The 22841-nt window shown below is 66.7% G+C and carries 25 protein-coding genes; 16 read left to right on the forward strand and 9 right to left on the reverse strand.

The window, feature by feature from the left end; genetic code table 11:
• Positions 1-61: 61 nt before the first annotated feature.
• Both SOM39_RS01575 and SOM39_RS01580 read right to left on the reverse strand, forming a co-directional pair.
• Positions 62-331 carry a BolA family protein gene (locus SOM39_RS01575; protein ID WP_068853096.1) on the reverse strand — a complete coding sequence of 90 codons (270 nt, stop codon included), beginning with the start codon at positions 329-331 and terminating at the stop codon, positions 62-64.
• Positions 328-627: a YciI family protein gene (locus SOM39_RS01580; protein ID WP_320457276.1), complete on the reverse strand. Its 300-nt coding sequence runs from the start codon at positions 625-627 to the stop codon at positions 328-330. Before SOM39_RS01580 ends, SOM39_RS01575 begins: the two co-directional genes overlap by 4 nt.
• Before the next feature lie 302 nt (positions 628-929).
• Here SOM39_RS01580 and SOM39_RS01585 point away from each other — a divergent pair, with 302 nt between their 5' ends.
• From SOM39_RS01585 to SOM39_RS01595, 3 genes are read left to right on the forward strand one after another with little or no spacing between them, the layout of a single operon-like run.
• Positions 930-1835, forward strand: a complete 906-nt coding sequence (locus tag SOM39_RS01585) for a segregation and condensation protein A (protein ID WP_068853099.1) — start codon at positions 930-932, stop codon at positions 1833-1835.
• Between the two features lie 15 nt (positions 1836-1850).
• Entirely contained in the window at positions 1851-2825 is a 975-nt protein-coding gene (gene scpB / locus SOM39_RS01590) for an SMC-Scp complex subunit ScpB (protein ID WP_320457277.1), read from the forward strand.
• The gene (locus SOM39_RS01595; RefSeq protein ID WP_210130639.1) at positions 2818-4590 is read left to right on the forward strand and encodes a pseudouridine synthase; all 1773 of its coding nucleotides are present in this window, start codon (positions 2818-2820) and stop codon (positions 4588-4590) included. The genes scpB and SOM39_RS01595 overlap by 8 nt, the downstream gene beginning before the upstream one ends.
• Positions 4591-4634: 44 nt before the next feature.
• Here the strand turns inward: SOM39_RS01595 and SOM39_RS01600 are convergent, their stop codons facing one another.
• The 4 genes from SOM39_RS01600 to SOM39_RS01615 all read right to left on the reverse strand — a co-directional run bounded on the left by SOM39_RS01600 (position 4635) and on the right by SOM39_RS01615 (position 8168).
• Entirely contained in the window at positions 4635-5558 is a 924-nt protein-coding gene (locus SOM39_RS01600) for an RHS repeat-associated core domain-containing protein (RefSeq protein WP_320457278.1), read from the reverse strand.
• Between the two features lie 73 nt (positions 5559-5631).
• Entirely contained in the window at positions 5632-6066 is a 435-nt protein-coding gene (locus SOM39_RS01605) for a hypothetical protein (RefSeq protein WP_095362787.1), read from the reverse strand.
• 141 nt (positions 6067-6207) lie between these two features.
• On the reverse strand, positions 6208-7020 hold the full coding sequence (locus SOM39_RS01610) for an amidohydrolase (protein WP_320457279.1): 813 nt from the start codon (positions 7018-7020) through the stop codon (positions 6208-6210).
• Positions 7020-8168 carry a methionine aminotransferase gene (locus tag SOM39_RS01615; RefSeq protein ID WP_184126622.1) on the reverse strand — a complete coding sequence of 383 codons (1149 nt, stop codon included), beginning with the start codon at positions 8166-8168 and terminating at the stop codon, positions 7020-7022. Before SOM39_RS01615 ends, SOM39_RS01610 begins: the two co-directional genes overlap by 1 nt.
• A gap of 103 nt (positions 8169-8271) precedes the next feature.
• Between SOM39_RS01615 and ccmA the strand changes: the two genes are divergently transcribed.
• The 11 genes from ccmA to SOM39_RS01670 all read left to right on the forward strand — a co-directional run bounded on the left by ccmA (position 8272) and on the right by SOM39_RS01670 (position 17323).
• Positions 8272-8958, forward strand: coding sequence for a heme ABC exporter ATP-binding protein CcmA (gene ccmA, locus SOM39_RS01620; RefSeq protein ID WP_217536237.1), 687 nt, complete (start codon positions 8272-8274; stop codon positions 8956-8958).
• Entirely contained in the window at positions 8955-9650 is a 696-nt protein-coding gene (gene ccmB / locus SOM39_RS01625; RefSeq protein ID WP_217536241.1) for a heme exporter protein CcmB, read from the forward strand. The genes ccmA and ccmB overlap by 4 nt, the downstream gene beginning before the upstream one ends.
• Before the next feature lie 91 nt (positions 9651-9741).
• The gene (ccmC, locus tag SOM39_RS01630) at positions 9742-10509 is read left to right on the forward strand and encodes a heme ABC transporter permease CcmC (protein WP_184126619.1); all 768 of its coding nucleotides are present in this window, start codon (positions 9742-9744) and stop codon (positions 10507-10509) included.
• Positions 10506-10691, forward strand: a complete 186-nt coding sequence (ccmD, locus tag SOM39_RS01635) for a heme exporter protein CcmD (protein WP_093532489.1) — start codon at positions 10506-10508, stop codon at positions 10689-10691. Before ccmC ends, ccmD begins: the two co-directional genes overlap by 4 nt.
• The gene (ccmE, locus tag SOM39_RS01640; RefSeq protein ID WP_320457280.1) at positions 10688-11149 is read left to right on the forward strand and encodes a cytochrome c maturation protein CcmE; all 462 of its coding nucleotides are present in this window, start codon (positions 10688-10690) and stop codon (positions 11147-11149) included. The genes ccmD and ccmE overlap by 4 nt, the downstream gene beginning before the upstream one ends.
• Positions 11150-13069 carry a heme lyase CcmF/NrfE family subunit gene (locus tag SOM39_RS01645; protein ID WP_320457281.1) on the forward strand — a complete coding sequence of 640 codons (1920 nt, stop codon included), beginning with the start codon at positions 11150-11152 and terminating at the stop codon, positions 13067-13069.
• 34 nt (positions 13070-13103) lie between these two features.
• On the forward strand, positions 13104-13685 hold the full coding sequence (locus SOM39_RS01650) for a DsbE family thiol:disulfide interchange protein (protein WP_281066577.1): 582 nt from the start codon (positions 13104-13106) through the stop codon (positions 13683-13685).
• 388 nt (positions 13686-14073) lie between these two features.
• Positions 14074-14481, forward strand: coding sequence for a cytochrome c-type biogenesis protein (locus SOM39_RS01655; RefSeq protein WP_414715834.1), 408 nt, complete (start codon positions 14074-14076; stop codon positions 14479-14481).
• Positions 14475-15467 (forward strand): c-type cytochrome biogenesis protein CcmI/CycH, encoded by a 993-nt coding sequence (locus SOM39_RS01660; protein WP_320457651.1) that lies wholly within the window; start codon positions 14475-14477, stop codon positions 15465-15467. Before SOM39_RS01655 ends, SOM39_RS01660 begins: the two co-directional genes overlap by 7 nt.
• Before the next feature lie 125 nt (positions 15468-15592).
• On the forward strand, positions 15593-16705 hold the full coding sequence (gene metX / locus SOM39_RS01665) for a homoserine O-acetyltransferase MetX (protein ID WP_320457282.1): 1113 nt from the start codon (positions 15593-15595) through the stop codon (positions 16703-16705).
• Between the two features lie 3 nt (positions 16706-16708).
• Positions 16709-17323: a DUF1294 domain-containing protein gene (locus tag SOM39_RS01670; RefSeq protein WP_320457283.1), complete on the forward strand. Its 615-nt coding sequence runs from the start codon at positions 16709-16711 to the stop codon at positions 17321-17323.
• A 58-nt stretch (positions 17324-17381) separates the two neighbouring features.
• On the opposite strand, the gene SOM39_RS01675 is transcribed toward SOM39_RS01670, so the two are convergent.
• The 3 genes from SOM39_RS01675 to SOM39_RS01685 all read right to left on the reverse strand — a co-directional run bounded on the left by SOM39_RS01675 (position 17382) and on the right by SOM39_RS01685 (position 21363).
• Positions 17382-18932 carry an arylsulfatase gene (locus SOM39_RS01675; RefSeq protein WP_320457284.1) on the reverse strand — a complete coding sequence of 517 codons (1551 nt, stop codon included), beginning with the start codon at positions 18930-18932 and terminating at the stop codon, positions 17382-17384.
• Between the two features lie 275 nt (positions 18933-19207).
• Positions 19208-20380: an outer membrane protein assembly factor gene (locus SOM39_RS01680; protein ID WP_256947639.1), complete on the reverse strand. Its 1173-nt coding sequence runs from the start codon at positions 20378-20380 to the stop codon at positions 19208-19210.
• 194 nt (positions 20381-20574) lie between these two features.
• Complete coding sequence (locus tag SOM39_RS01685; protein ID WP_320457285.1) at positions 20575-21363, reverse strand: OBAP family protein; 789 nt, start codon at positions 21361-21363, stop codon at positions 20575-20577.
• A 191-nt stretch (positions 21364-21554) separates the two neighbouring features.
• On the opposite strand from SOM39_RS01685, the gene SOM39_RS01690 reads away from it, so the two are divergent.
• Together SOM39_RS01690 and SOM39_RS01695 are read left to right on the forward strand one after the other, a co-directional pair.
• On the forward strand, positions 21555-22052 hold the full coding sequence (locus SOM39_RS01690; RefSeq protein ID WP_320457286.1) for a ferritin-like domain-containing protein: 498 nt from the start codon (positions 21555-21557) through the stop codon (positions 22050-22052).
• A gap of 109 nt (positions 22053-22161) precedes the next feature.
• Positions 22162-22800 (forward strand): DUF6766 family protein, encoded by a 639-nt coding sequence (locus SOM39_RS01695; protein ID WP_093532478.1) that lies wholly within the window; start codon positions 22162-22164, stop codon positions 22798-22800.
• The last annotated feature ends 41 nt before the right edge of the window (positions 22801-22841 follow it).

The following is a 22841-nucleotide window of genomic DNA, read 5'->3' on the forward strand; positions in this document are numbered from 1 at the left end:
ACCTCGGGGTGTCTTGGAGAGGTCGCCCCGGGACTCACCGGGACAAGGCAGGACAAGGGTTTCAGCCCTTTTTTGACGGCGCTTCGGCACGAATGGACAACGCGTGGATATCGGTCTCCATCAGGGTGCCCAAGGCGTTGTAGACCGCGCGATGGCGCGCAAGCGGCAGCTTGCCTTCGAAGGCCGCGCTGACCACGTGGACATTGAAGTGCCCGCGCCCATCGCGCGCGCCCTCATGCCCGGCGTGGCGGTGGCTGTCGTCCTCCACCTCCAGCAGTTCCGGATCGAAGGCGGCCTGCAGCGCCGCCCGGATCATCTCCACCCGGCTCATGGCAGCACCTTGCGGAACGGGCGGACCTCGGTGCGCACATACACCCCGGCCTCCACATAGGGATCGGCCGCCGCCCAGTCCTGGGCTTCGGTGAGCGAATTAAACGCGGCGATCACCACGCTGCCGCTGAAGCCGGCCGGGCCCGGATCTTCACTGTCGATGGCCGGGCACGGGCCGGCCAGCAGCAGCCGCCCCTCGTCGCACAGGGCCTGCAGACGGGCAAGATGGGCCGGCCGGGCCGACAGGCGGGCGGCCAGCACATCGGTGCCGTCATAGCCTTCAATCACATACCACACGGGCAACTCCTGGGGTTCAGCTAAACAAACGCCGCGATTCTAGCCCGCCTCGCTGGACACTGCCGTTGTGAAGCCGTACTCTTGACCACATTGCACGTGGCTGGACGCAGCAACCCTGTGGCTACAGGGCCCCACTGCCCCACACCAGCACACGTAGACGACCTCCCGTAGTTCTGTCGCTGCATTTGAGCAGCGCGTCCTGCTGCTGTTTGAAATGTCATGGCTAGCGATCCTGCCGCCCGGGTGTTCCGGTTGCGCCAGGCGCAGCAAACTGGTCCGTTGCAATACCGACGTCAATCTTGATGACCTCTGAACTCGCGCTCGACGCGAACCCGCAAATCCGGCCGACCGCCCCTCAGCAGCAGGAAATGCCGCTGGCCGTGGTGCATGGGCAACCGGTCCTGCAGATTCCGCAGGACCTGTACATCCCGCCGGATGCGCTGGAAGTCATCCTGGATGCCTTCGAAGGTCCGTTGGACCTGCTGCTGTACCTGATCCGCCGGCAGAACCTGGATATCCTGGATATTCCGGTGGCCGAGATCACCCGCCAGTACGTCGAATACATCAACGTCATGCAGGAGCTGCGCTTCGAACTGGCGGCCGAATACCTGGTGATGGCGGCGATCCTGGCCGAAGTGAAGTCGCGGATGCTGCTGCCGCGGCCGCCCAGCGTGGAAGGCGAGGAAGCCGACCCGCGTGCGGAGCTGGTGCGCCGGCTGCAGGAGTACGAACGTTTCAAGCAGGCTGCCGAGGACATCGACGCCCTGCCCCGCCAGGACCGCGACACCAGCCTGGCCCATGCCTTCGTGCCCGACCGCGCGGCGATCAAGCTGCCGCCGCCGGTGGACCTGAAGGAAATGCTGATGGCGCTGCACGACGTGCTCAAGCGCGCCGAGCTGTTCACCGGCCACGCGATCAAGCGCGAGGCCCTGAGTGTCCGCCAGCGCATGGGCGATGTGCTGGGCCGTCTGGAAGACGGCAGGTTCTACCGGTTTGAAACGCTGTTCACCGCCGAAGAAGGCAAGCTGGGGGTGCTGGTCACCTTCCTGGCCCTGCTCGAATTGGCCAAGGAACAGCTGCTGGACATCGTCCAGGAAGCTCCGCTGGCGCCGATCTACGTCAAGTCCCTGGCCGCCGGCAACACCAACGAACCGCTGCAGTTCAACAGCGAGTTCGACGACAACGACGCCGCCAACGACCCTGACTGAGCACCCGACCCACGCATGGATCAACCGCTGATCAACCGTATTGTCGAAGGGGCGCTGCTGGCTTCCAGCCAGCCGCTGACCCTGGCCCAGCTGCAGGGCCTGTTCCCGGAGGAAGAGCCGGCGCCGCCGGGCAGCATCGAACGCGCGCTGGAACTGCTGCGCGAAGGCTGCGCCGACCGCGGCGTGGAGCTGGTCGAGGTGGCCTCCGGCTTCCGCTTCCAGGTCACCAACGAAGTCCACGGCTTCATCACCCGGCTGTGGACCGAGCGCAAGACCCGCTACACCCGTGCCACCCTGGAAACCCTGGCGCTGATTGCCTACCGCCAGCCGATCACCCGCGGCGAGATCGAACAGGTCCGTGGCGTGGCGGTCAGCAGCAACATCATCCAGGCCTTGGAAGAACGCGAATGGATCCGCGTGATCGGCCACCGCGACGTGCCCGGCAAGCCGGCGCTGTTCGGCACCACCAAGGGCTTCCTGGATTACTTCGGGCTCAAGCGCCTGGACGAGCTGCCGCCGCTGTCCGAGCTGCGCGACCTGGGCGAACTGGAACCGCAGCTGCCGCTGGACAACGACGGCCAGCTGGCCGGCCGGATCGCCGCCGGCGTGGCGGACCCGGACGCCGAACCGCAACCGGAAACCATCCCGGAACCAGAACCGGAACCGGAATCCGAACCGGAACCCGAACAGGACCCGGCCACTGCCCGTTCCGCCGCCCGCGCCGCCCTGATGGCCGCCCGACTGGCGGAACAGGACGCCGAGTCAGACAATAGCGATACCCCATCCCATGCGCCGCCGTCGCTCCCCGACGACGACGCGGATACAACCGCCAGCGATGGCGAGCCCGATACCGTGCCGGGACCCCGCGCGGCGCACCAGAACGAAACCGAAAACAACGCCGTCGCGAAGACGACCGTGGCTGTTGACGAAGCCGATCCCGAACCAGAGGCCGACGAAACCGTCGCCGGCCGGAGCCAAGTAAATGAGTGACACCCCCCGCAAGCTGTCGTTGAACAAGCTTTCGCTCAAGCGCGAAAACGAAACCGAACAGCCCAAGCTCGAAGAGCGCCTGCACAAGGTGCTGGCACAGGCCGGCCTCGGCTCGCGCCGCGCGCTGGAACAGCGCATCGCCGATGGTCTGGTCAAGGTCAACGGCGAAGTCGCCCAGACCGGCCAGTCGATCAAGAGCGGCGACAAGGTTGAACTGGACGGCCGTGGCTTTGTCGCCACCGCGCTGACCGAAACCTCGCGCGTGCTGGCTTACAACAAGCCCGAAGGCGAAGTGACCACCCGCGAAGATCCCGAAGGCCGCCCGACGGTGTTCGAAGCGCTGCCGGCCCTGAAGGGCGCGCGCTGGATCGCGATCGGCCGCCTGGACATCAACACCACCGGCCTGCTGCTGGCCACCACCGATGGCGAACTCGCCAACGCGATGATGCACCCCTCCTACGAGGTCGAGCGCGAATACGTCGTGCGCGTGCGTGCACCGGAAGGCGAAGAGAAGGTGCCCGACAGCATCGTCGACCGCCTCTCCCGTGGCGTGGCGCTGGAAGACGGCCCGGCCAAGTTCGACGAGATCGAACGCATCGGCGGCACCGATTCGCACGACTGGTTCCGCGTGGTCGTCAAGGAAGGCCGCAACCGCGAAGTGCGCCGCCTGTGGGAATCGCAGGGCTGCCAGGTGAGCCGCCTCAAGCGCACCCGCTACGGCAAGGTCTCGCTGCCGCGCGAACTGCTGCGTGGCCAGTCGGTCGAACTGCCGGCCAAGCAGGTTGAAGCGCTGCGCGCCGAACTGAAGCTGGAAGAAGGCGCCCCCTCGGCGCTGACCCTGCAGCCGGTGATCGGCCAGCGCCGCGCCGCCAAGACCACCGTGCGCGTGTCGCGCGAAGGCGGTCGTGGCAATGCCTACGTCAATGGCCACAACCAGGCCGACGAAGGCCGCGAACTGCGTCGTTTCGACAATGTGCGCGAAGACCGCGGCCGTGGTCGCGGCGGCAAGGGCGGCGGCTTCAAGGGTGGCCTGACGGTCACCGGCGAAGCGGCGGCCAAGCAGTCGCAGCGCCCGTTCAAGCAGCGCCCGGACAAGGGCAACCGCGCCCTGCCCGAAGGCAACCCGGCCGCGTTCCGCAGCTGGTACGTGCCCGATGGCGTGAGCACCGGCCCGAGCAACCACCGCAACGCCGGTCCGGGCGCAGCCCGTGGCCCGGGCGCACGTGGTCCGGGTGCCGGCGCAGGCGCCGGTGGCCAGGGCCGTCCGTACGGCAAGCCGAAGGGTCCGGGCGGCGCAGGCGGCCAGGGCCGTGGCGCCTACGGTGAGCGCAGCGGCGGCGGCTTTGGTGGCGAAGGTCGCGGTGAAAACCGTGGCGGCTACGGCGGCCAGGGCCGTCCGGCCGGTGCCGGTGCCGGCGCGGGCAACCGCAGCGGCCAGGGCGCACAGCGCCACCCGTACGGTCACCCGGGCAATGCCCCGAGCTTCCCGTCCGACCACGCCAATCCGGGCGCCAGCCCGTACGGCACGCCCCGCCCGGCCGGCCGTCCCGGCGGCAACCGCGGCCCCGGTGGCCCGGGTGGCAACCGTGGTCCGGGCGGTCCCGGCGCACGTGGTCCCGGCGGCCCGGGTGGCAACCGTGGCCCGGGTGGCCCCGGTGCACGCGGCCCGGGGGGTCCCGGCGGTCGTCCCGGCGGCGCACGCCCGGGTGGCAGCCGCGGTCCCGGTGGCGGTGGCCACCGTGGCGGCGGCCCGCGCGGCGGCTGATGCATGAAAAAAACCCGGTCATTGACCGGGTTTTTTTTTCGTCGCTATCGGTTCCAGCCCCAATCGGCAATCTTGTAGTACGTAGCGTCGTGGTCGGGCGTGACGAAGACGGCATGGATACCGCCGTTGCGGCTGCCGCCGGTCACGATGCGCCAGTTTTCGTAGGGGTGCCCTTTGCCCCACATCACCGGATAACGGTGATAGAAGTTGCCGGTACGGTCGGGCGGAAGCAGCCCTTTGGGGTTATCGAATCGTTTGGAGATTCTCACCTTTGAAGGGTCCGGGGTGGTTCCGCGCGGCCCGAATTGACGGATTTCGACGATCCTGTCACGGACCGGCGTTGGAAGGTCGCCCATGCGCTTCATCACCATGCCGGTCTTGTCGCGATGGATGACGCCCGTGGCGTCCGCCGGCGAAAGTGTCGGTGCCGCACCTTGCGCAGTTGCAGGCGTTGCCCGCGCTGGAGTGCGCGGCGCCGCCGGTGCGGTGCGCGCGACCGGATTCCGCCAGGATGCGGCTGACGTGCCTGGACCGGGCGTGTTGAGATGCATCCGCTGATAGCGCCCGGCCATCCCCACGCCAGCCATCAACCCTACCGCTGCGATCGCCCCACCAATGATCCACGGAAGCGCGCTGCTGCCGCCGTCATCGCGGTCGCCTGCGCCGGCCGACGCCGCGATGCCCGCCCCGCCTACGCCTGCCACCAGGCCCAGCAGCATCACCGGCAGCGCGAACTGCCCGCTGGGGTCGCCGTAGTTGAGCGGATCGCCGCCACAGTAGGCGTAGGCGTTGATTCCCCCGCGGCCGAACGGGCTGAGCCGGTCAGGACTATGGAAGCGGTGCAATACCGGGTTGTACACACGGCGGCCGTTGCCCAGGATCTGCCAGTAGACGGCAGGTTCGTGCAGCTGGCCGTTGAAGCCAAGGCGCGTGAACCGGTTCGCGCGCGTGCTGGTTTGAAGCGACATGGATTCACCCCTCGCGTAACCCCCGCAGGCGGAGATAGTGTCGGTGCGGTGGGTGTTTTTGGGGCGTGATGGGTCAGCGCCGTTCGATGGTGAAGCGGCTGCCGGCTACGCCGAGGTCCCAGCCCTTGCCGGTGCCTGCCAAGGCGAGCGATACGTCGCCCTTGGTGACGACCTGCGCGCTGCTGGATTTGTCCGCGCCGGCATGGGCTTCGACGGCGGCGTAGGAGCCGATCAGGTCGTTGACCGAATAGGCGCCTGAGAACCTGCCCTTGCCGTCGGTGATCTTGGACTTGCCTACGGTCAGCCCGCCGCCCTTGACGCTGATCTTGACCGGAATGCGCGCGCCGTTGTCGCAGGTGATCGTACCAGTGCCCGAGGCGGTCTTGTAGATCACCGACCAACCGGCCAGGGAGTAATGCAGCTCGCAGTCGATGTTGCCGGCGGCCTGCGCGGCCGGAACCGCAGCCATGCTGGCGAAGGCGAACAGGGCCAGGGAAAGCTTCTTCATAGCGGTGCGCTCGTACGGAGTGGGAACGAAGCCGAATCTAGCAGTGCCGGCGTCGCGCCGGCATGAGGCACTTCCACGGCATGCAATCGCCATTCACCTACCGCCCGCCAACGGCCGCCGCAATGTCGATCGATGTGCGGGTCAGCCCAGGGTAAAGGTGTCTGCGTCCAGCATCGCCGGGAAGCGGGCGCGGTGCGCGGCGAGCGCTGCCGCGGAAATCGTGGTGGTGACCACCTGCTCGCGCTCGCGGATCTCCACCTGCGGCTGCCCGAGGAAATCGATCACCGCGCTGTCGCCGGCGTAATGCAGGTCGTTGCCGTCCACGCCCACGCGGTTGACCGCCGCGACGTAGCACAGGTTTTCAATCGCTCGCGCGCGCAGCAGGGTGCGCCAGGGATACGCACGCGCCGAGGGCCAGTTGGCCACGAAGATCTGCAGGTCGAAGTCCAGGTCGTCGGCACGCTCCACGTTGTAGCGGTTGCGGCAGAACACCGGGAAGCGCAGGTCGTAGCAGACCTGCGGATTGATCCGCCAGCCTTTCCATTCCACGCTCAGCCGTTCATTACCGGCGGCATAGCGCAGGTGCTCGTTGCCGTAGCGGAACAGGTGGCGCTTGTCGTAATACTCCAGGCCACCGTCCGGGGTGGCCCACAGCAGCCGGTTGTACACGCCCTCGCCCACCCGCAGCTGCACGCTGCCGGTCACCGCAGCACCCAACCGCACCGCCTGCTCGCGGATCCAGGCCACGGTGGCACCGTCCATGCCTTCGGCACGGAAGATCGCGTCATTGGAAAAACCGCTGGTGAACGTTTCCGGCAGGATCACCAGATCGGTCTGCCCGGCCAGTGGCGCCAACAGCGCGCCGTAGTATTCGCGGTTGCCCTCGGGGTCATGCCAGCGCGTGTCGCCCTGGATCAGACTGATGCGCAGATCGGGACGGTTGGCGGCGCCCATCACAGCACCTGCAGGCGTTCGATCGCCGCGCTGAGCGTGGCGTCGTTCTTGGCAAAGCACAGGCGCACCAGGCGCTGGCCTTCCGGCGCCGTTTCGTAGAACGGCGACAGCGGAATGGCGGCCACGCCCTTTTCGATGGTCAGCCACTTCACGAACTCATGGTCCGGCAGGTCGCTGATGGCCGAATAGTCCACCAGCTGGAAGTACCCGCCCGGCACCGGCAGCGGCTTCAGGCGCGTGGTGAGCAGCTGCTCGCGGAACGCATCGCGCTTGGCCTGGTAGAACGCGCCCAGTTCCAGGTGGTGTTCCGGCTCATCGCGGATCATCGCGGCGAAACCGTACTGGGCCGGGCCGAAGCTGGTGAAGGTGTTGTACTGGTGCACCTTGCGGAATTCGGCGCTCATCGCCGGCGGTGCCACCGCATAGCCGATCTTCCAGCCGGTGCAGTGGTAGGTCTTGCCAAAGCTGGAAATGACGAAGGCGCGCTCGCGCAGTTCCGGGTAGCGCAGCGCCGATTCGTGGCGGCGGCCGTCGTAGATGATGTGTTCGTAGACTTCGTCGGAAATCAGATAGATACCGGTGCCGCGCAGCACGTCGGCCAGGGCCTGCATGTCATCGGCGGTGAGCATCGCGCCGGACGGATTGTGCGGGGTGTTGACCATCAGCAGGCGGGTGCGCGGGGTGATGGCGGCGCGCACACGGTCCCAGTCGACCGCGAAGGTCTGCGGGTCCAGCGGCACGTGCACGGCGCGGGCGCCGGCCAGGTCGATGGCCGGTTCGTAGCAGTCGTACGCCGGGTCCAGCACGATCACTTCCTCGCCGGGGCGGACCACGGCGTGGATGGCGTTGAAGATCGCCTCGGTGGCGCCGCTGGTGACGGTGATTTCGGTGTCGGGGTCGATCTGGGCGCCATACAGGTCCAGCGACTTCTGGGCGATCGCCTGGCGCAGCGGGGCCACGCCGGTCATCGGCGGGTACTGGTTCAGCCCGCCGTGCATGGCCTTGACGGTTTCATCGATCAGGCGCTGCGGGGCTGAAAAATCCGGGAACCCCTGACCCAGGTTCACGGCGCCGTGTTCGGCCGCCAGCTGGGACATCACGGTGAAAATGGTGGTGCCCACCTTGGGCAGCTTGGTCTGGGGGTTCATCGGCAACCGGGGGATCAAAGGCGGAGACCCCGAAGTGTACGAAATCTGGAGGCCGAGGCCTCGGCCATTGGGTTCGGGATGGATCCGCCGGTACACTGCGCCGATGCTGAATTCTTCGAATACCCCTCCGTTGCTGGCCGCGCATGGCCTGGCCTTCAGTCGCAACGATGAACCGGTGTTCGGGCCGCTCGACCTCCAGGTCGATGCGGGTGAGGCGCTGCTGGTGCAGGGCGACAACGGCGCCGGCAAGACCACCCTGCTGCGGGTGCTGGCCGGGCTGCTGCGCCCGGGCAGCGGGACGATCCAGATCGATGGGCGCCCGGCCGGGCACCGCGAGCGCGCCCAGTTCGTGGCGTACCTGAGCCACCTGCCCGGCCTCAAGCCGGACCTGGACACGCTGGAGAACCTGAATTTCCTGTGCGGCCTGCATGGCCGGCGCGCGCGGCAGATGCCAGGCAACGCGCTGGCCATCGTGGGCCTGGCTGGCTTTGAGAACACCTTGGTGCGGCAACTGTCGGCCGGGCAGAAGCGGCGGCTGGCGCTGGCCCGCATCTGGCTGTCGCCGGCGCCGCTGTGGCTGCTGGACGAGCCGTACGCGAACCTGGACCTGGACGGCATCAACCTGGTGAACCGGATGATTTCTGCGCACCTGCGCAGCGGCGGGGCGGCCCTGGTCACCACGCACGGTGCGTATGCCGCGCCGCCGGTGCGGACCCGGCTGGTGCATCTGGGGAGTGCCGGGCAGCCCGTGGCCGGGCAGAGCCCGGCACTGCCGGAGGTGCGCGCATGATCGCACCTGGCACCGAACCCGGCCTGTGGCAGACCGCACGCGCCCTGGCCGGGCGCGACCTGCGCCTGCTGTGGCGCCGCCGCGGCGATGCGCTGCAGCCGCTGCTGTTCGCGCTGCTGGTGGTGGTGCTGTTTGCGCTGGCGCTGGGCCGCGATCCGCCGCTGATGGCGCAGGTGGCCGCTGCGGTGCTGTGGCTGGCGGTGCTGCTGGCCGGGCAGCTTTCGCTGGACAGCCTGTTCCGCAGCGACGCCGAGGATGGCTCGCTGGAACAGTGGCTGCTGGCGCCGGTGCCGCTGGCCTGGCTGGTGCTGGTGCGGGTGCTGGTGCACTGGGCCACCACCGCCCTGCCGATGATCGTGGTGGCACCGCTGCTGGCCGAAATGCTGCATCTGCCACATGACCAACTGCCGATATTGCTGGCATCGTTGCTGCTCGGCACGCCGCTGCTCAGCCTGATCGGCGGGGTGGTGGCAGCGCTGACAGTGAGCATCCGTCGCTCTGGTATTCTCGTGGCGTTGCTGGCGTTGCCGCTGTTCGTGCCGGTGCTGGTGTTTGGTGCAGGCAGTGTGGCGGCCGCCGCGCGCGGGCAGGATCCGGTGGGGGCGTTGCTGCTGCTGGGTGCCGGGTTGGTGGTGGCGCTGGTGTTGGCGCCGTTGGCGACTGCTGCGGCCATCAGGATTTCATTGAGTTGATGTGCAAGTGGATTGCGCTGCTTCGTTCGTCATGACACGCATGGCGTGTCACTACGTGTTTGTTGCTTTCTAGCTGGATAGCCATCGCTGCATGAATAGCCTTGTCCGCTGGTTCCACCAACTCGGTTCGCCCCCCACCTTCGACCGCTTCGCGTCGCGCTGGTCGCGTGTGTTCACCATCGCCGCGCTGCCGGTGCTGCTGATCGGCATCTGGCAGGGCATCTTCGTGGTGCCGGCCGAGCAGACCCAGGGCGACGCCTTCCGCATCATCTACATCCACGTGCCCAGCGCGTGGATGAGCCTGTTCGTGTTCGCGTTGATGGCGCTGTATTCGGCCATCGCGCTGGTCTGGCGGATCAAGATCTGCGAGATCCTGGCGATGGCCTGCGCGCCGATGGGCGCCGGCTTCACCCTCATCACCCTGCTCACCGGCAGCATCTGGGGCAAAGGCACCTGGGGCACGTGGTGGGATTGGGACCCGCGCATGACCAGCGAACTGATCCTGCTGTTCCTGTACCTGGGCGTGATCGGCCTGTACCACGCCATTGAGGACCGCCGCAGCGCCGCGCGCGCGGCTGGCCTGCTGGCTATCGTCGGCGTGGGCCTGCTGCCGATCATCCGTTACTCGGTCGACTGGTGGGGTGGCCTGCACCAGCGCCAGTCGGTGAACGTGTTTGGCGACAACGCCGTGCGCCCGGAGCTGATCGCGCCGCTGTGGTGGATGGTGGTCGCCACCAAGCTGTGGTTCGTCGGCTCGCTGCTGGCCAAGGCGCGTGCCGACAACCTCAGCCGCGAAGCCGGCAAGGCCTGGGTGGCGCAACGCCTGGGCACCGAGCCTGCCGGGGAGCTGCAACGATGACGCATGTCGGGTTCATTGCCGCCGCGTACGCGGTGTTCGTGCTGGTGCTGGCGGCCGACGCGCTGGGTTCCTGGCTGCGGCTGCGCAGCGCGCGTCGCCAAGCCCTTCAGCGCCAGCAGCGCCAGGCCGCGCGCGACCAGCGCACGCCGGGCACGCCGCTGGCCACGGAGCTGAGCCGATGACGCCGGTACAGCGCCGCCGCCTGGTCTGGGTGCTGCTGCTCCTGCTTGCATCCGGTCTTGCCACCACGCTGGTGGCGTTCGCGCTCCAGCGCAACATCGCCTACCTGTACACGCCTTCGGAAGTGCTGCGCGGCGAACAAGGCACCCAATCCAATTTCCGCCTCGGCGGCATGGTGGTCAAAGGCTCGTTCCAGCGCGCCGAGGGCTCGCTGGAGGCCCACTTCGTGGTGACCGATGGCGATGCCACGCTGCCGGTGACCACCTCGCGGATCCTGCCGGACATGTTCCGCGAAGATTCGGCCGTGGTAGCGCTGGGCACTCTGAAAAACGGCGTGTTCTTGGCCGATGAAGTGCTGGCCAAGCACGACGAGAACTACATTCCCAAGGAAGTGGCCGACAAGATGGGCGCGGCCCACACCAAGCACGACGTGCCGGTGCCGGCCGTGGAGACACGCTGAGTGCTGCCTGAGCTGGGGCAGGTACTGCTGGTCTGTGCGCTGCTGGCCGCCCTGCTGCAGGCGGTGCTGCCGCTGTGGGGCGCGCAGCGCGGGCGCGGTGCGTGGATGGCCGTGGCCGTGCCGGCCGCCTTCGCGCAGCTGGTGCTGGTGGCCGGCGCATTCGCGCTGCTGACCGTCGCCTTCGTGCAGCAGGATTTCTCGGTGCGCTACGTGGCCGAAAACTCCAATACCCTGCTGCCGCTGGCGTATCGCTATTCGGCCGTCTGGGGCGCGCACGAAGGCTCACTGTTGATGTGGGTGCTGGTACTGGCGCTGTGGGGCGGCGCGGTAGCGCTGTGGTCCAAGCGCCTGCCAGACACCGTGCGCGCGCGCGTGCTGGGGGTGATGGGCATCATCAGCCTGGGCTTCATCGCCTTCCTGTTCTTCACCTCCAATCCGTTCGCGCGGCTGCTCCCGGCACCGCTGGAAGGCCGCGACCTCAACCCGCTGCTGCAGGACCCGGGGCTGATCATCCACCCGCCGATGCTGTACATCGGCTACGTGGGCTTCGCGGTGCCGTTTGCGTTTGCCATTGCCGCGCTGCTGGACGGCCACGTGGATGCGCGCTGGCTGCGCTGGACCCGGCCGTGGACCAATGTTGCCTGGGGCTTTCTTACCCTGGGCATCGCGCTCGGCAGCTGGTGGGCGTACTACGAACTGGGCTGGGGTGGCTGGTGGTTCTGGGACCCGGTGGAAAATGCCAGCTTCATGCCGTGGCTGGCCGGCGCCGCGCTGATCCATTCGCAGGCCGTGACTGAAAAACGCGGCAGCTTCGCCAGCTGGACACTGCTGCTGGCCATCGCCGCCTTCGCGCTGTCGCTGCTGGGCGCATTCCTGGTGCGCTCGGGCGTGCTCACCAGCGTGCATTCCTTCGCCGCCGATCCCTCGCGCGGCGCCTTCATCCTGGTCTTCCTGGCCTTGGTGATCGGTGCGGCGCTGCTGCTGTATGCGCTGCGCGCCGGCGCACTGGGCAGCGATGATCCACGCCGTGGCTTCATGCCCACCTCGCGCGAAACCCTGCTGCTGGCCAACAACCTGCTGCTGGCCGGCGCCTGCGCCATGGTGCTGCTGGGCACCCTGTATCCGTTGCTGGCCGATGCGCTGGGACTGGGCAAGGTCTCGGTGGGGCCGCCCTACTTCGGCACCCTGTTCATCGTGCTGATGGCGCCGCTGGTGGCGCTGCTGCCGTTCGGGCCGCTGGTGAACTGGCAGCGCGACCAGGCCTCGAGGCGACTGGCGCTGCTGGCACCGTGGGCAGGGTTGGCCCTGCTGCTGGGCGTGCTCGCCTGGTTCATGGCCCCGCAGGGCAAGCTCAAGGCCGCCGCCGGTGTGGCCGCAGCGGCGTGGGTTGCGCTGGGCACCGCGCGTTTCATCTGGACCCGCCTGCGTGGCAACGGCCGCTTCAACGCCGAAATGGTCGGCATGCTGCTGGCCCATACCGGCGTGGCGGTGTTCCTGGTTGGCGCGTTGCTGGTGGAAGCGCTGAACGTGCAGCGCGAAGTGGCGCTCAGCCCCGGGCACGACCTGGAGGTGAGCGGCTACACCCTGCGCTTTGAAGGCGTGGACCACCAGCAGGGCCCCAACTACGTATCCGACCGCGGCCATGTGCGCGTGCTGCAGGGCGGGCGTGAACTGGCCCTGCTGCACCCGGAAAAACGCGCCTACGCCAGCGGCGGGCAGATGATGACCGAAGCCGGCATCCATGCGCGCGTGCGCGGCGATGTGTACGTGGCACTGGGCGAGCCGCTGGGCAACAATGCATGGGCCGTGCGCGTGCATATCAAACCCTTCGTGCGCTGGGTCTGGCTGGGCGCATTGCTGATGGCGCTGGGCGGCTTCGTCACCGCCGCCGACCGCCGCTTCCGTCGTTTCCAGGAGTAGTACCGTGTCCGATCCCCGCCCCGCCTCCCGCCCGCTGCCTCCGGTCGCCATCGTCATCGGGGTGCTGTTCTTCTTCGGGCTGCTCGGGTTGATGGTGTACGGGGTGATGAAGTCCGGCGCGCCCGACCGCGACATCCTGCCCTCGGCGCTGATCGGCAAGCCCGCGCCTGCGTTCGCGCTGCCGGTCCTGCACGACCCGTCCATCACCGTGCACAGCAGCGAACTGCGCGGCGCGCCGTATGTGCTGAACGTGTGGGGCAGCTGGTGCGCGGCCTGCCGCGAGGAACACCCCATCCTGACCCGGTTTGCCGAAACCAAGCGCGTGCGCGTGATCGGCTACAACTGGAAGGACGAGCCGGCCGATGCGCTGCGCTGGCTGGAACAGCTGGGCAACCCATTCGTGCTGGTACTGAGCGACATCGAAGGCCGCACCGCCATCGACTGGGGCGTGACCGCCGCGCCGGAAACCTTCCTGGTCGACGCCAGCGGCGTGGTGCGCTGGAAGTACAGCGGCGCGCTCACCCAGCGCGTGATCGATACGAAGTTGTTGCCGGAACTGGAGAAACTGGAAGGTGCGAATGCCCAGCCGCGTAATGCGTTGCCGCCTGCGGAGTGATTCGGGCGCTGAGGGCCGCACGACCAACGGTCGTGCGCTACCGGCCGACGGCGGGCAATGGCGGCCTACCGACGGCGGGCAATGGCGGCCTACCGACGGCGGGCAATGGCTGCCTACCGACGGTGGGCAATGGCTGCCTACCGACGGTGGGCAATGGCTACCTACCGACGGTGGGCAATGGCTACCGACCGACGGTGGGCAATGGCTACCTACCGACGGTGGGCAATGGCTACCTACCGACGGTGGGCAATGGCTACCGACCGACGGTGGGCAATGGCTACCGACCGGTAGCGCACGACCGTTGGTCGTGCGCCCGGCAACGCCGGCACGGGGCGGGCGCGCCGTGCCCGCGCTCTTCAGCCTGTGGGTTGCTCTGGTGTTAGCGCTGATGCTGGTGCCGACACTCGCGCCGGCACAGGCCGTATCCGACCCGACCCCGCTGCAGTACCGCAGCGCGGAAGAAGAGGCCCGTTTCCATGCGCTGGCCGCCGAACTGCGCTGCGTGCAGTGCCAGAACCAGTCGCTGGCCGATTCCAACGCACAGATCGCCCATGACCTGCGCCGCGAAGTGCTCACGCTGATGCAACAGGGCAACAGCGATGCGCAGATCAAGCAGTTCCTGGTGGAGCGCTACGGCGAATTCGTGCTGTACCGGCCGGCCATGGACACGCGCAACAGCCTGCTCTGGTTCGGCCCGCTGGTGCTGGTCCTCGGCGGTGCCGGGGTGCTGGTGTGGGTGGTACGCCGGCGCAGCCGCCAAGTGCAGCCCATGGGCGACAGCGAGGAACGCTGGTGAGCGAATGGATGCAGGCAATTGCCGGGCTGTGTGCCGCCGTGGTGGCGATGGTGGTGCTGTGGCCGCTGCGCAGCAGCGGGAAGCGCGCACCGTTCGTGGCGGCGGTGATCGCCATCGGCGTGGCCGGCGTGGCGCTGTACCTGCTGGTGGGCACGCCGAAGGCCGTGGATGTCGTCGCCGACGAAGGCCCGGCCACGCTGCAGCAGGGCGTGCGCGAGCTGGAGCAGGCGCTGGAACGCGAACCGCAGCGCGCGGATGGCTGGGCGTTGCTGGGCCGTTCCGAGTTGGCGCTGGGCAATACCGAAAAAGCGAACCAGGCGTTTGCCCGCGCTGTTGCGCTCGCCCCCGATGAAACGCCACTGCTGGTGGAAGCGGCGCAGGCGCGTGCGCAGGGCGATGCGGGCAAGCAGTTCGATGACACCGCGCTGCAGTGGCTGAAGCATGCACAACAACTGGACCCGGCCAGCGAGCGTGCCGGGTGGCTGATCGGCATTGCGCAGCGCCAGCGTGGGCAGGATGCGGAAGCGGCCGCTACGTGGGAAGCACTGCTGCCCCGCCTGGAACCGGCTGCGGCCGCAGCGCTGCGCGAGCAGATCGCGATTGCGCGGGAGAAGGCGGGCATGCCGGCGCCGGCGGGTGCCGATGCGCCATCGGTGGGGCTGGATATCGAGGTGACGCTGGGTCCGGCTTCTGCGGGCAAGGCCTTGCCCGCCGGCACGCAGGTATTCGTGATCGCGCGAGTACCCGGTGGGCCGCCGATGCCGGTGGCGGTGGAGAAGCATCCGGCGACGGCCCTGCCATTGAAGATCCGCCTGGACGACGCCGACAGCCCGATGCCGACGGCGAAGCTGTCCTCGCTGAAGGACGTGGAGGTGTTCGCGCGCCTTTCGGCCTCAGGCACCGCCAGCCGGCAGGAAGGCGATGTGGATTCGGAGGCAGTGCGGGTGACGTTGCCGCACAAGGGCACGATCCGATTGGTCCTGTAGATCCACGCCCTGCGTGGATGCTCTTCGTCGGGGGCCGGGAAGCCACGCAGGGCGTGGCTCTGCGCCGGTACGAAGCGTCCCAGCCGTGACACGGCGCCGTTGACCTGCCCGGTTAGAATGGCCCCATGACTGAATTCATCCCGCCCGGCACCCGCTACCACGCCCTGCCCTCGCCCTTCGCGTTCAAGCGTGGGGGGCAGCTGCACGGCGCGCACGTGGCCTATGAAACCTGGGGCACGCTCAACGCCGATGCCAGCAATGCCGTGCTGATCGTCACCGGCCTGTCGCCCGACGCGCATGCCGCCGCCAACGACGGCAACCTTGCGGCCGGCTGGTGGGAAGGCATGCTTGGCCCGGGCAAGGCGATCGATACCGACCGCTGGTTCGTGGTGTGCGTGAACTCGCTTGGCAGCTGCAAGGGCTCAACGGGGCCGGCCACCATCAACCCCGCCACCGGCGAACTGTACCGGCTCAATTTCCCGGAGCTGTCCATCGAAGATGGCGCGCGCGCCGCCGTGGACGTGGTGAAGGCGCTGGGCATCACCCAGCTTGCCTGCGTGGTAGGCAATTCCATGGGCGGCATGACCGCGCTTGCGGTTCTGCTGCTGCACCCGGGCATCGCGCGCAGCCACATCAATATTTCCGGCAGCGCACAGGCGTTGCCGTTCTCCATCGCCATCCGCTCGCTGCAGCGTGAAGCGATCCGCCTCGACCCGCAGTGGAACGGCGGCCAGTACACCGACCAGCACTACCCGGAATCGGGCATGCGCATGGCGCGCAAGTTGGGGGTGATCACCTACCGCTCCGCGCTCGAGTGGGATGGTCGCTTCGGCCGCGTGCGGCTGGACTCGGACCAGGCCGATGACGATCCGTTTGGCCTGGAATTCCAGGTGGAGAGCTACCTCGAAGGCCACGCGCGCCGCTTCGTGCGCTTCTTCGACCCGAACTGCTATCTCTACCTGAGCCGTTCGATGGACTGGTTCGACCTGGCCGAATACGCCGACGGCGATGTCATGGCCGGCCTGGCCAGCATCAAAGTGGACAAGGCCTTGGCCATCGGCGCCAACACCGACATCCTGTTCCCGGTGCAGCAACAGCAGCAGATCGCCGACGGCCTGCGCGCCGGCGGTGCCGATGCGCAGTTCATCGGACTGGACTCGCCGCAGGGGCATGATGCGTTTTTGGTGGATTTTGAGCGGTTCGGGCCGGCGGTGCGTACGTTCTTGGATACGCTTTGAGCCATGCGGCAACAGGGCAGGCTCAGCGAATGGAACGACGCGCGCGGCTTCGGCTTCGTGCAGCCCAATGGTGGGGGCGACCGCTGCTTCGTGCATATCCGCGCCTTTGCCGCGCGCGACCGGCGCCCTGCCCTGAATGATGTGATCACCTACGACGTGCAGCGCGATGGGCAGGGCCGGCTCAACGCGGTCAATGTACGTTTCGCGCTTCAGCGTGATGGGCTCAGGGCCGGCACCACGACCAAGGGCAACGGCGGGCCCGACAGGCTGCCCCGGCGCACCATCGCACTGCTGTTCCTGTCGGGCGTGGCCGCTGCCAGCTTTGCGGGCTACTGCCCACCGTGGATTGTGGTGGCGTATCTGGGCCTGAGCGCCCTCACCTTCCTGTTTTACTGGCATGACAAGAGCGCCGCCCAGCATGATCGGCGGCGCACGCCCGAGAGCACACTGCAGGCGATGGCACTGCTCGGAGGGTGGCCTGGAGCATTGCTGGCGCAGGCTGTCCTGCGCCACAAGAACCGCAAGGCTTCTTTCCAGACCACCTTCTGGGTGGCCGTGGTGGTCAATATCGTGGCGATGGCGTGGATTGCCGGCGGTGGGTTGTCCATCGCCGGGTGACATGGTCGGGGCCGACCAACGGTCGGCGCTACCGGGAGGGCTTGCGACCGCGGGCTGGTTACTTTCCTGCGACGGCGTCGTTCAACTTTTCGATCGCTTGGTCGGCGGTGAAGGTGTTGGGCTTCTGGATCTTGGGGAACTCATCGAAGGTCGCGTTGAATTTGGTCAGCAGCGCGATGGCGCCGTATACGATGTAGACGTGGTTGATGTACCAGTCCCAGTAGGTGTTCGAGGTGACATCGGCGAACTCGTACGGATCGGTGCGCAGGTTGTAGATCTTGGGGATGCGCATGGGGGTGAACGGTTCGCCCCAGACCGCCATGGTCCCTTTGCAGCGCTGCTCGATGAAGGTCACCTTCCAGTTGTCGTAGCGGATGCCCAGCGTGTCGCCGTCGTCTGAGATGTAGACGAACAGTTTGCGTGGCGAATGGTCGGCCTTGCCGGTCAGGTAGGGCCACAGGCTCACGCCGTCGATGTGGTTCTTGTAGGTGCGCCCGATGGCCTTGACGCCCTTCTTGAGGTCGTCCACCACGGTCTTGTTCCCCGCCACTTCCAGGAACGTTGGCAGCCAGTCGTGGTGCTGCACGATTTCAGTGGAAATGGTGCCCGGCTTGATCTTCCCCGGGAAGCGCGCCACCAGTGGAATGCGGAACGCGCCTTCCCAATTGGTGTCCTTCTCGCTGCGGAACGGGGTCATGCCGCCGTCCGGCCACGAATTGCGGTGCGGGCCGTTGTCGGTGGAGTACACCACCAGCGTGTCGTCGGCGATGCCCAGTTCGTCCAGGTAGTCCAGAAGCGAACCCACGTTCTTGTCGTGGTCGATCATGGTGTCGTGGTACGGCGACTGCCAGCGACCGGCCTGGCCCAGGCTTTCGGGCTTGGTGTGGGTGATCAGGTGCATGTGGGTGAAGTTCACCCAGGCGAAGAACGGTGTGTCGTCGTCGGTGGCCTGCTTGATGAAGCCCTTTGCGCGTTCGGCAAAGTCGTCGTCGCAGGTCACCATGCGTTCGCGGTTGAGCGGGCCGGTGTCTTCGATCTTCTGCTTGCCCACCTTGCCCCAGCGCGCCTGCTCGGTAGTGTCGTCCTTGTCGGTGGCAAAACTGTGGATCACCCCGCGCGGCTTGACCGTGGCGATGAAGTCACCGAACTCGTCCTCCGGGAAGTAGTCGTACATCTCCGGCTCTTCTTCGGCGTTGAGGTGGTACAGGTTGCCGTAGAACTCATCGAAGCCGTGGTTGGTCGGCAGCATGTGGTTCAGGTCGCCCAAGTGGTTCTTGCCGAACTGGCCGGTGGTGTAGCCCTCGTTCTTCAGCAACGCGGCGATGGTGACGATCTTCTCGTTCATGCCGATCGGCGCGCCGGGAATGCCCACCTTCGACAGGCCGGTGCGCAGCACGCTCTGGCCGGTGATGAACGAGGAGCGGCCGGCCGTGCAGGATTGTTCACCGTAGGAGTCGGTGAACATGATGCCTTCGCGGGCGATGCGGTCGATGTTTGGCGTCTGGTAGCCCATTAACCCGTGCGAGTAGCAGCTCAGGTTGGAGATGCCGATGTCATCGCCCCAGATGACCAGGATGTTGGGCTTTTTCTTCTTGGTGGCGGTTGCCATCGGGTTCTCCGGGAGCGCTTTGGCGGGTCCTTGGATGATCCCTGCGGGGCTGGGGGGCGACCACCGTGTTTCTACTTATGTTGGCTAAGTAATTCTGTCCCTTCGGTCTGTCGGCTGCGGATGCCATGTACCGACCAACGGTCGGTACCTACCGGGGCCTTGTGCCGACCAACGGTCGGTACCTACCGGGGCCGTGTGCCGGCCCACGGTTGGTACGTGGCGTGGATGCATGGCGTGGCGCCGCCGGTAGGTACGGACCGTTGGTCCGTACGGCGTCAACGCCACGCGCTGCCTACCTGTACGTACACAGTGTCGTCCTCGGGGCCGAAGGCGTAGTCCAGGCCGACGTAGAGGCCTAGTTGGCGCGCGATCAGGTAGCGGCCGCCGACGCCCTTGGCGACCTGGCTGGTGGCACCGGAGAAGCTGCCGTGCTCACCCCAGGTGCGCCCCGCCCCCACGAAGCCAATGGCCGCCCAGCGCGGGGTGAGGTTCCAGCGCAGTTCGGTTTCCACCGTGGCAGCGCGCGTGTCCTGGTAACGGGCCGAGCCGATGCCGCGCAGGTCGATGTACGGCAGCCGGTAAAACGGCACGTCGCCGCCCACCCAGCGCACGTCCACGCGCCCGCCCAGCACCAGGCGCTTGTCGGCCAGCGGAAGGTAGCCGAACGCATGCGCGCGGTAGCTCTGGAAGTCGTTGTCGCTGCCGATGGCGTTGTCGTAGAAGTTGCCCTCCAGCATGCCCAGCCAACCGCTGTTGGGGGTGAACGAATTGTCGCGCTGGTCGTACTGCAGCGACAGCCCAAGGCCGGAGGTTTTCCGGTTCAGCTCGTGCGGCTTGAAGTACTGCCGGTCCGAATCGACGTCGAAGCCGATGTCCAGGTCCATGTAGACCCATTGCAGGCCCAGGAACAGCGACTGGTCGCCCAGGCGCCGGGCAATCTTCTGGAACGCCATGTAGCCGTCTGAACTGTAGCCGATGCCCACTTCCGGCAGCAGGTTGCCCGGCGTGTAGAAGTCCAGGTTGAACGAAGACTTGGCAACGCCACCGGTGTAGCGCCAGCGGTCGTCCTTGAAGTGCAGCATGGCGCCGGCACCGTAGGCCGTGCTGCCATTCTCGGTCTTCATTCCGGCTACGCCGTAGATATTTGGCGGAATCATCTGCTTGCGCCCATCGGCAGCGGTACGTTCCAGCGCTGCGCCCTCCGGCCGGTGGAAGAACGCCAGGGCCACGCCGCCGCCGTAGCCCACGGCGGGGTCGCTGATGATCACCGGCACTGGCAGGAAGCCCTTGCGGTCGAGCAGCCAGCGCGACATGTCGAAATGGCCGTCCTGTGGGTCCTTGAACATGGCGTGGCGGGGCACGGCCGGGGCCGGCGCCGTGGTGTGCGGCACTGACTGCTGCGCCAGTGCGGGCGCACCCACCACGCAATGAAGGAGCACTGCGGCCACCGAACCTGCTTTCCATCCACGCATATCGTGCTCCCGGACGCTTCATCCCGTTCCCGGACAACACTGACAGACCCGGCCACCCTCCAGCCACGGCCGTTCTACGTAACAGCCCTAAGTACAACTACCGAGAACAAACATCGCAGCGTCGGCGGCAACACGGTAGATGGCTGATGTACCGCCCTCTTGGGTGCCTTTCAGCGTCCCGGGCCATTCCCGGACGTCGCGTTCTTATCCGCCTCGGGTGGCGCGTGCCCATGCCCACCGGCCGGATCCTCGATCTGGATGACCCGCCCCTTCTGCCAGGCATCCGCGCCGCCATCTACCGGCGGTGCAACGATATCAGCCCGACGCTCGCGCTTGTCCTGGCTGCTCACGCCCAGCCGGTCGTCCCGTGCAGCAACCATCTGAGGGTCAGCCTGCCCATCCGCCGTGAATCCCATCATCAGCTGCGGCATGCCGCGCGGCAGATCCTTGTCCAGATCGGTGTGCCAGGTGTGCCAGGTTTTTCCGTAGGTATGGATGAGCTTCTCCATCAACGCATGCTCGGCCACCTCCGGAATGCCGGGCGCAACCAACTGCCCCGATTTCACTTCATGGACGTGGCTGTGCCATAGCGTCTTTTCCTGTTCGGGCAAGGCGGCAAACAGCTTGGCGCTGATGATGTACTCCACCCCCATCAGCTTGGCGTCTTTGACGTTGCCGTCGTAGATCGTGCACTGGATGACATCCTCATTGAGGATGGAGCAGTAGTGGTGCGCCTCCATCTGCACCTTCATCTGGCCATTGTAGAAATGGAAGCCATCCAGATAGGCGTTGATGGCCTCGATCGGCGGCCGATCCTGCAACACCGCGGCACCCGTTTCGAGCACCTTGGTCTTGGCGGTTTCTTCCGCGCCAGGCGCCTGGACGTTGGATTCGGTATTACCGCCCCCGCATCCGGCCAAGGCGAGCGAGATGACGCCGCGAATGATGGATCGACGCATGGACGTTCCTCCGGCCATCGTGGAGCGCCTGTATCGACGCCCCTGCATCGTGTTCTCTGAGATGTATCCCCCGGAGCACGGCGGCGTGAAACCCAGATAAAAACGTGGAAACCTTCTTCACGGCTCTCCGCAGAGAACTAACGAATCACACCCTATTTTCTGCGCTCCATCCTTCCCTCTGGAGAACCACCATGGCGATCAAAACGGCAGAAGACCTGTTCATCCACGAGCTCTCTGACATCTACAGCGCGGAAAAGCAGCTCACCAAGTCCCTTCCCCGCCTCGCGCGCGCAGCGTCCGATCCGGACCTCGCCGCCGCCTTCGAGGCCCACCTCGAAGAAACCCAAGGCCAGATCGAGCGCATCGACCAGGTGGTCGAGCTGCTGGGCATCCGCCTGAAGCGAATCAAGTGCGCGGCGATGGAAGGTCTCGTTGAAGAAGGAAAGGAAGCGATCGACAGCATCGACGAAGGCCCGGTCCGCGATGCTGCATTGATTGGTGGGGCCCAGAAGGTCGAGCACTATGAAATCGCGTCCTACGGGACCATCGCAGCCCTCGCCAAGCAGCTGGGGTACAAGGACGCGCTCCCGCTCCTGCTGGCGACGCTGGAAGAAGAGAAAGCGACCGATGAGAAGCTGACCCTGCTGGCCAAATCCGGTGGGAATGCCAAGGCCGCCAAAGCTGCGTGACTAAAGTGCTCCAGCGGTATCGAAGGAGCGGCTCTGCACGCCGCTCCTTCACCTCCCCACCTCACACGCAGGACTAACGTCGATACGGATGATTTGAGGCTGTGTAGTCATGTGGCGGAGAAACGGTCTCTCGATTGTGCTGTTCCTGTTGCTTGCCTGCTTCCTTGTGGGCCAGGTATGGACAGGCTTCCTCAGCCATAACCAGGAACTGCACGAGGCCCACCGGGCCGGACTGGACCTGTGGGCATACCTGCACAGCGGTCATTTCGTCAGCGCCACCTTCGAGAACTGGGAAAGCGAGTTCCTGCAGATGGGCATGTACGTGCTGATCACGGTCAGACTGCGGCAAAAAGGCTCTGCGGAATCGCGCCCGCTGAAGGGGGAGGAGGAGGAGGAACGCATCCTGCCCGGCCCGACCCCTTGGGCAGTCCGGAAAGGCGGTATCTGGAAGCTGCTCTACGGTCACTCTTTGGCTATCGTCTTTTCCATCCTTTTCCTGGCAAGCTTCTTCCTGCACCTGGCCGGGAGCTGGCGCGCGGCGGTGGATGAGCAGGTCGCCCGTGGGCTGCCCGCCCCTACCTGCTGGGAGCACCTGTGGAGCAGCAGCTTCTGGTTTGAATCCTTCCAGAACTGGCAGAGCGAGTTCCTGGCCGTCCTCGCGCTGGTAGTGCTGACGATCTTCCTGCGCCAGAAAGATTCGCCCCAGTCCAAACCCTTGGCTGCGCCGCACAGCCAGACGGGGGACTGAACCCCCGGCCAGCCCACTCACGCGAACCAGGGTTTGCCGGA

It is taken from the genome of Stenotrophomonas sp. CFBP8994, assembly GCF_034044835.1.
GTDB lineage: Bacteria > Pseudomonadota > Gammaproteobacteria > Xanthomonadales > Xanthomonadaceae > Stenotrophomonas > Stenotrophomonas rhizophila_A.

Coding starts and splice junctions, on each gene's coding strand:
- SOM39_RS01575 (WP_068853096.1), bottom strand. CDS start 331: ATGAGCCGGGTGGAGATGATCCGGGCGGCGCTGCAGGCCGCCTTCGAT.
- SOM39_RS01585 (WP_068853099.1), top strand. CDS start 930: ATGACCTCTGAACTCGCGCTCGACGCGAACCCGCAAATCCGGCCGACC.
- scpB (WP_320457277.1), top strand. CDS start 1,851: ATGGATCAACCGCTGATCAACCGTATTGTCGAAGGGGCGCTGCTGGCT.
- SOM39_RS01595 (WP_210130639.1), top strand. CDS start 2,818: ATGAGTGACACCCCCCGCAAGCTGTCGTTGAACAAGCTTTCGCTCAAG.
- SOM39_RS01600 (WP_320457278.1), bottom strand. CDS start 5,558: ATGTCGCTTCAAACCAGCACGCGCGCGAACCGGTTCACGCGCCTTGGC.
- SOM39_RS01605 (WP_095362787.1), bottom strand. CDS start 6,066: ATGAAGAAGCTTTCCCTGGCCCTGTTCGCCTTCGCCAGCATGGCTGCG.
- SOM39_RS01610 (WP_320457279.1), bottom strand. CDS start 7,020: ATGGGCGCCGCCAACCGTCCCGATCTGCGCATCAGTCTGATCCAGGGC.
- SOM39_RS01615 (WP_184126622.1), bottom strand. CDS start 8,168: ATGAACCCCCAGACCAAGCTGCCCAAGGTGGGCACCACCATTTTCACC.
- ccmA (WP_217536237.1), top strand. CDS start 8,272: ATGCTGAATTCTTCGAATACCCCTCCGTTGCTGGCCGCGCATGGCCTG.
- ccmB (WP_217536241.1), top strand. CDS start 8,955: ATGATCGCACCTGGCACCGAACCCGGCCTGTGGCAGACCGCACGCGCC.
- ccmC (WP_184126619.1), top strand. CDS start 9,742: ATGAATAGCCTTGTCCGCTGGTTCCACCAACTCGGTTCGCCCCCCACC.
- ccmD (WP_093532489.1), top strand. CDS start 10,506: ATGACGCATGTCGGGTTCATTGCCGCCGCGTACGCGGTGTTCGTGCTG.
- ccmE (WP_320457280.1), top strand. CDS start 10,688: ATGACGCCGGTACAGCGCCGCCGCCTGGTCTGGGTGCTGCTGCTCCTG.
- SOM39_RS01655 (WP_414715834.1), top strand. CDS start 14,074: ATGCTGGTGCCGACACTCGCGCCGGCACAGGCCGTATCCGACCCGACC.
- metX (WP_320457282.1), top strand. CDS start 15,593: ATGACTGAATTCATCCCGCCCGGCACCCGCTACCACGCCCTGCCCTCG.
- SOM39_RS01670 (WP_320457283.1), top strand. CDS start 16,709: ATGCGGCAACAGGGCAGGCTCAGCGAATGGAACGACGCGCGCGGCTTC.
- SOM39_RS01675 (WP_320457284.1), bottom strand. CDS start 18,932: ATGGCAACCGCCACCAAGAAGAAAAAGCCCAACATCCTGGTCATCTGG.
- SOM39_RS01685 (WP_320457285.1), bottom strand. CDS start 21,363: ATGCGTCGATCCATCATTCGCGGCGTCATCTCGCTCGCCTTGGCCGGA.
- SOM39_RS01690 (WP_320457286.1), top strand. CDS start 21,555: ATGGCGATCAAAACGGCAGAAGACCTGTTCATCCACGAGCTCTCTGAC.
- SOM39_RS01695 (WP_093532478.1), top strand. CDS start 22,162: ATGTGGCGGAGAAACGGTCTCTCGATTGTGCTGTTCCTGTTGCTTGCC.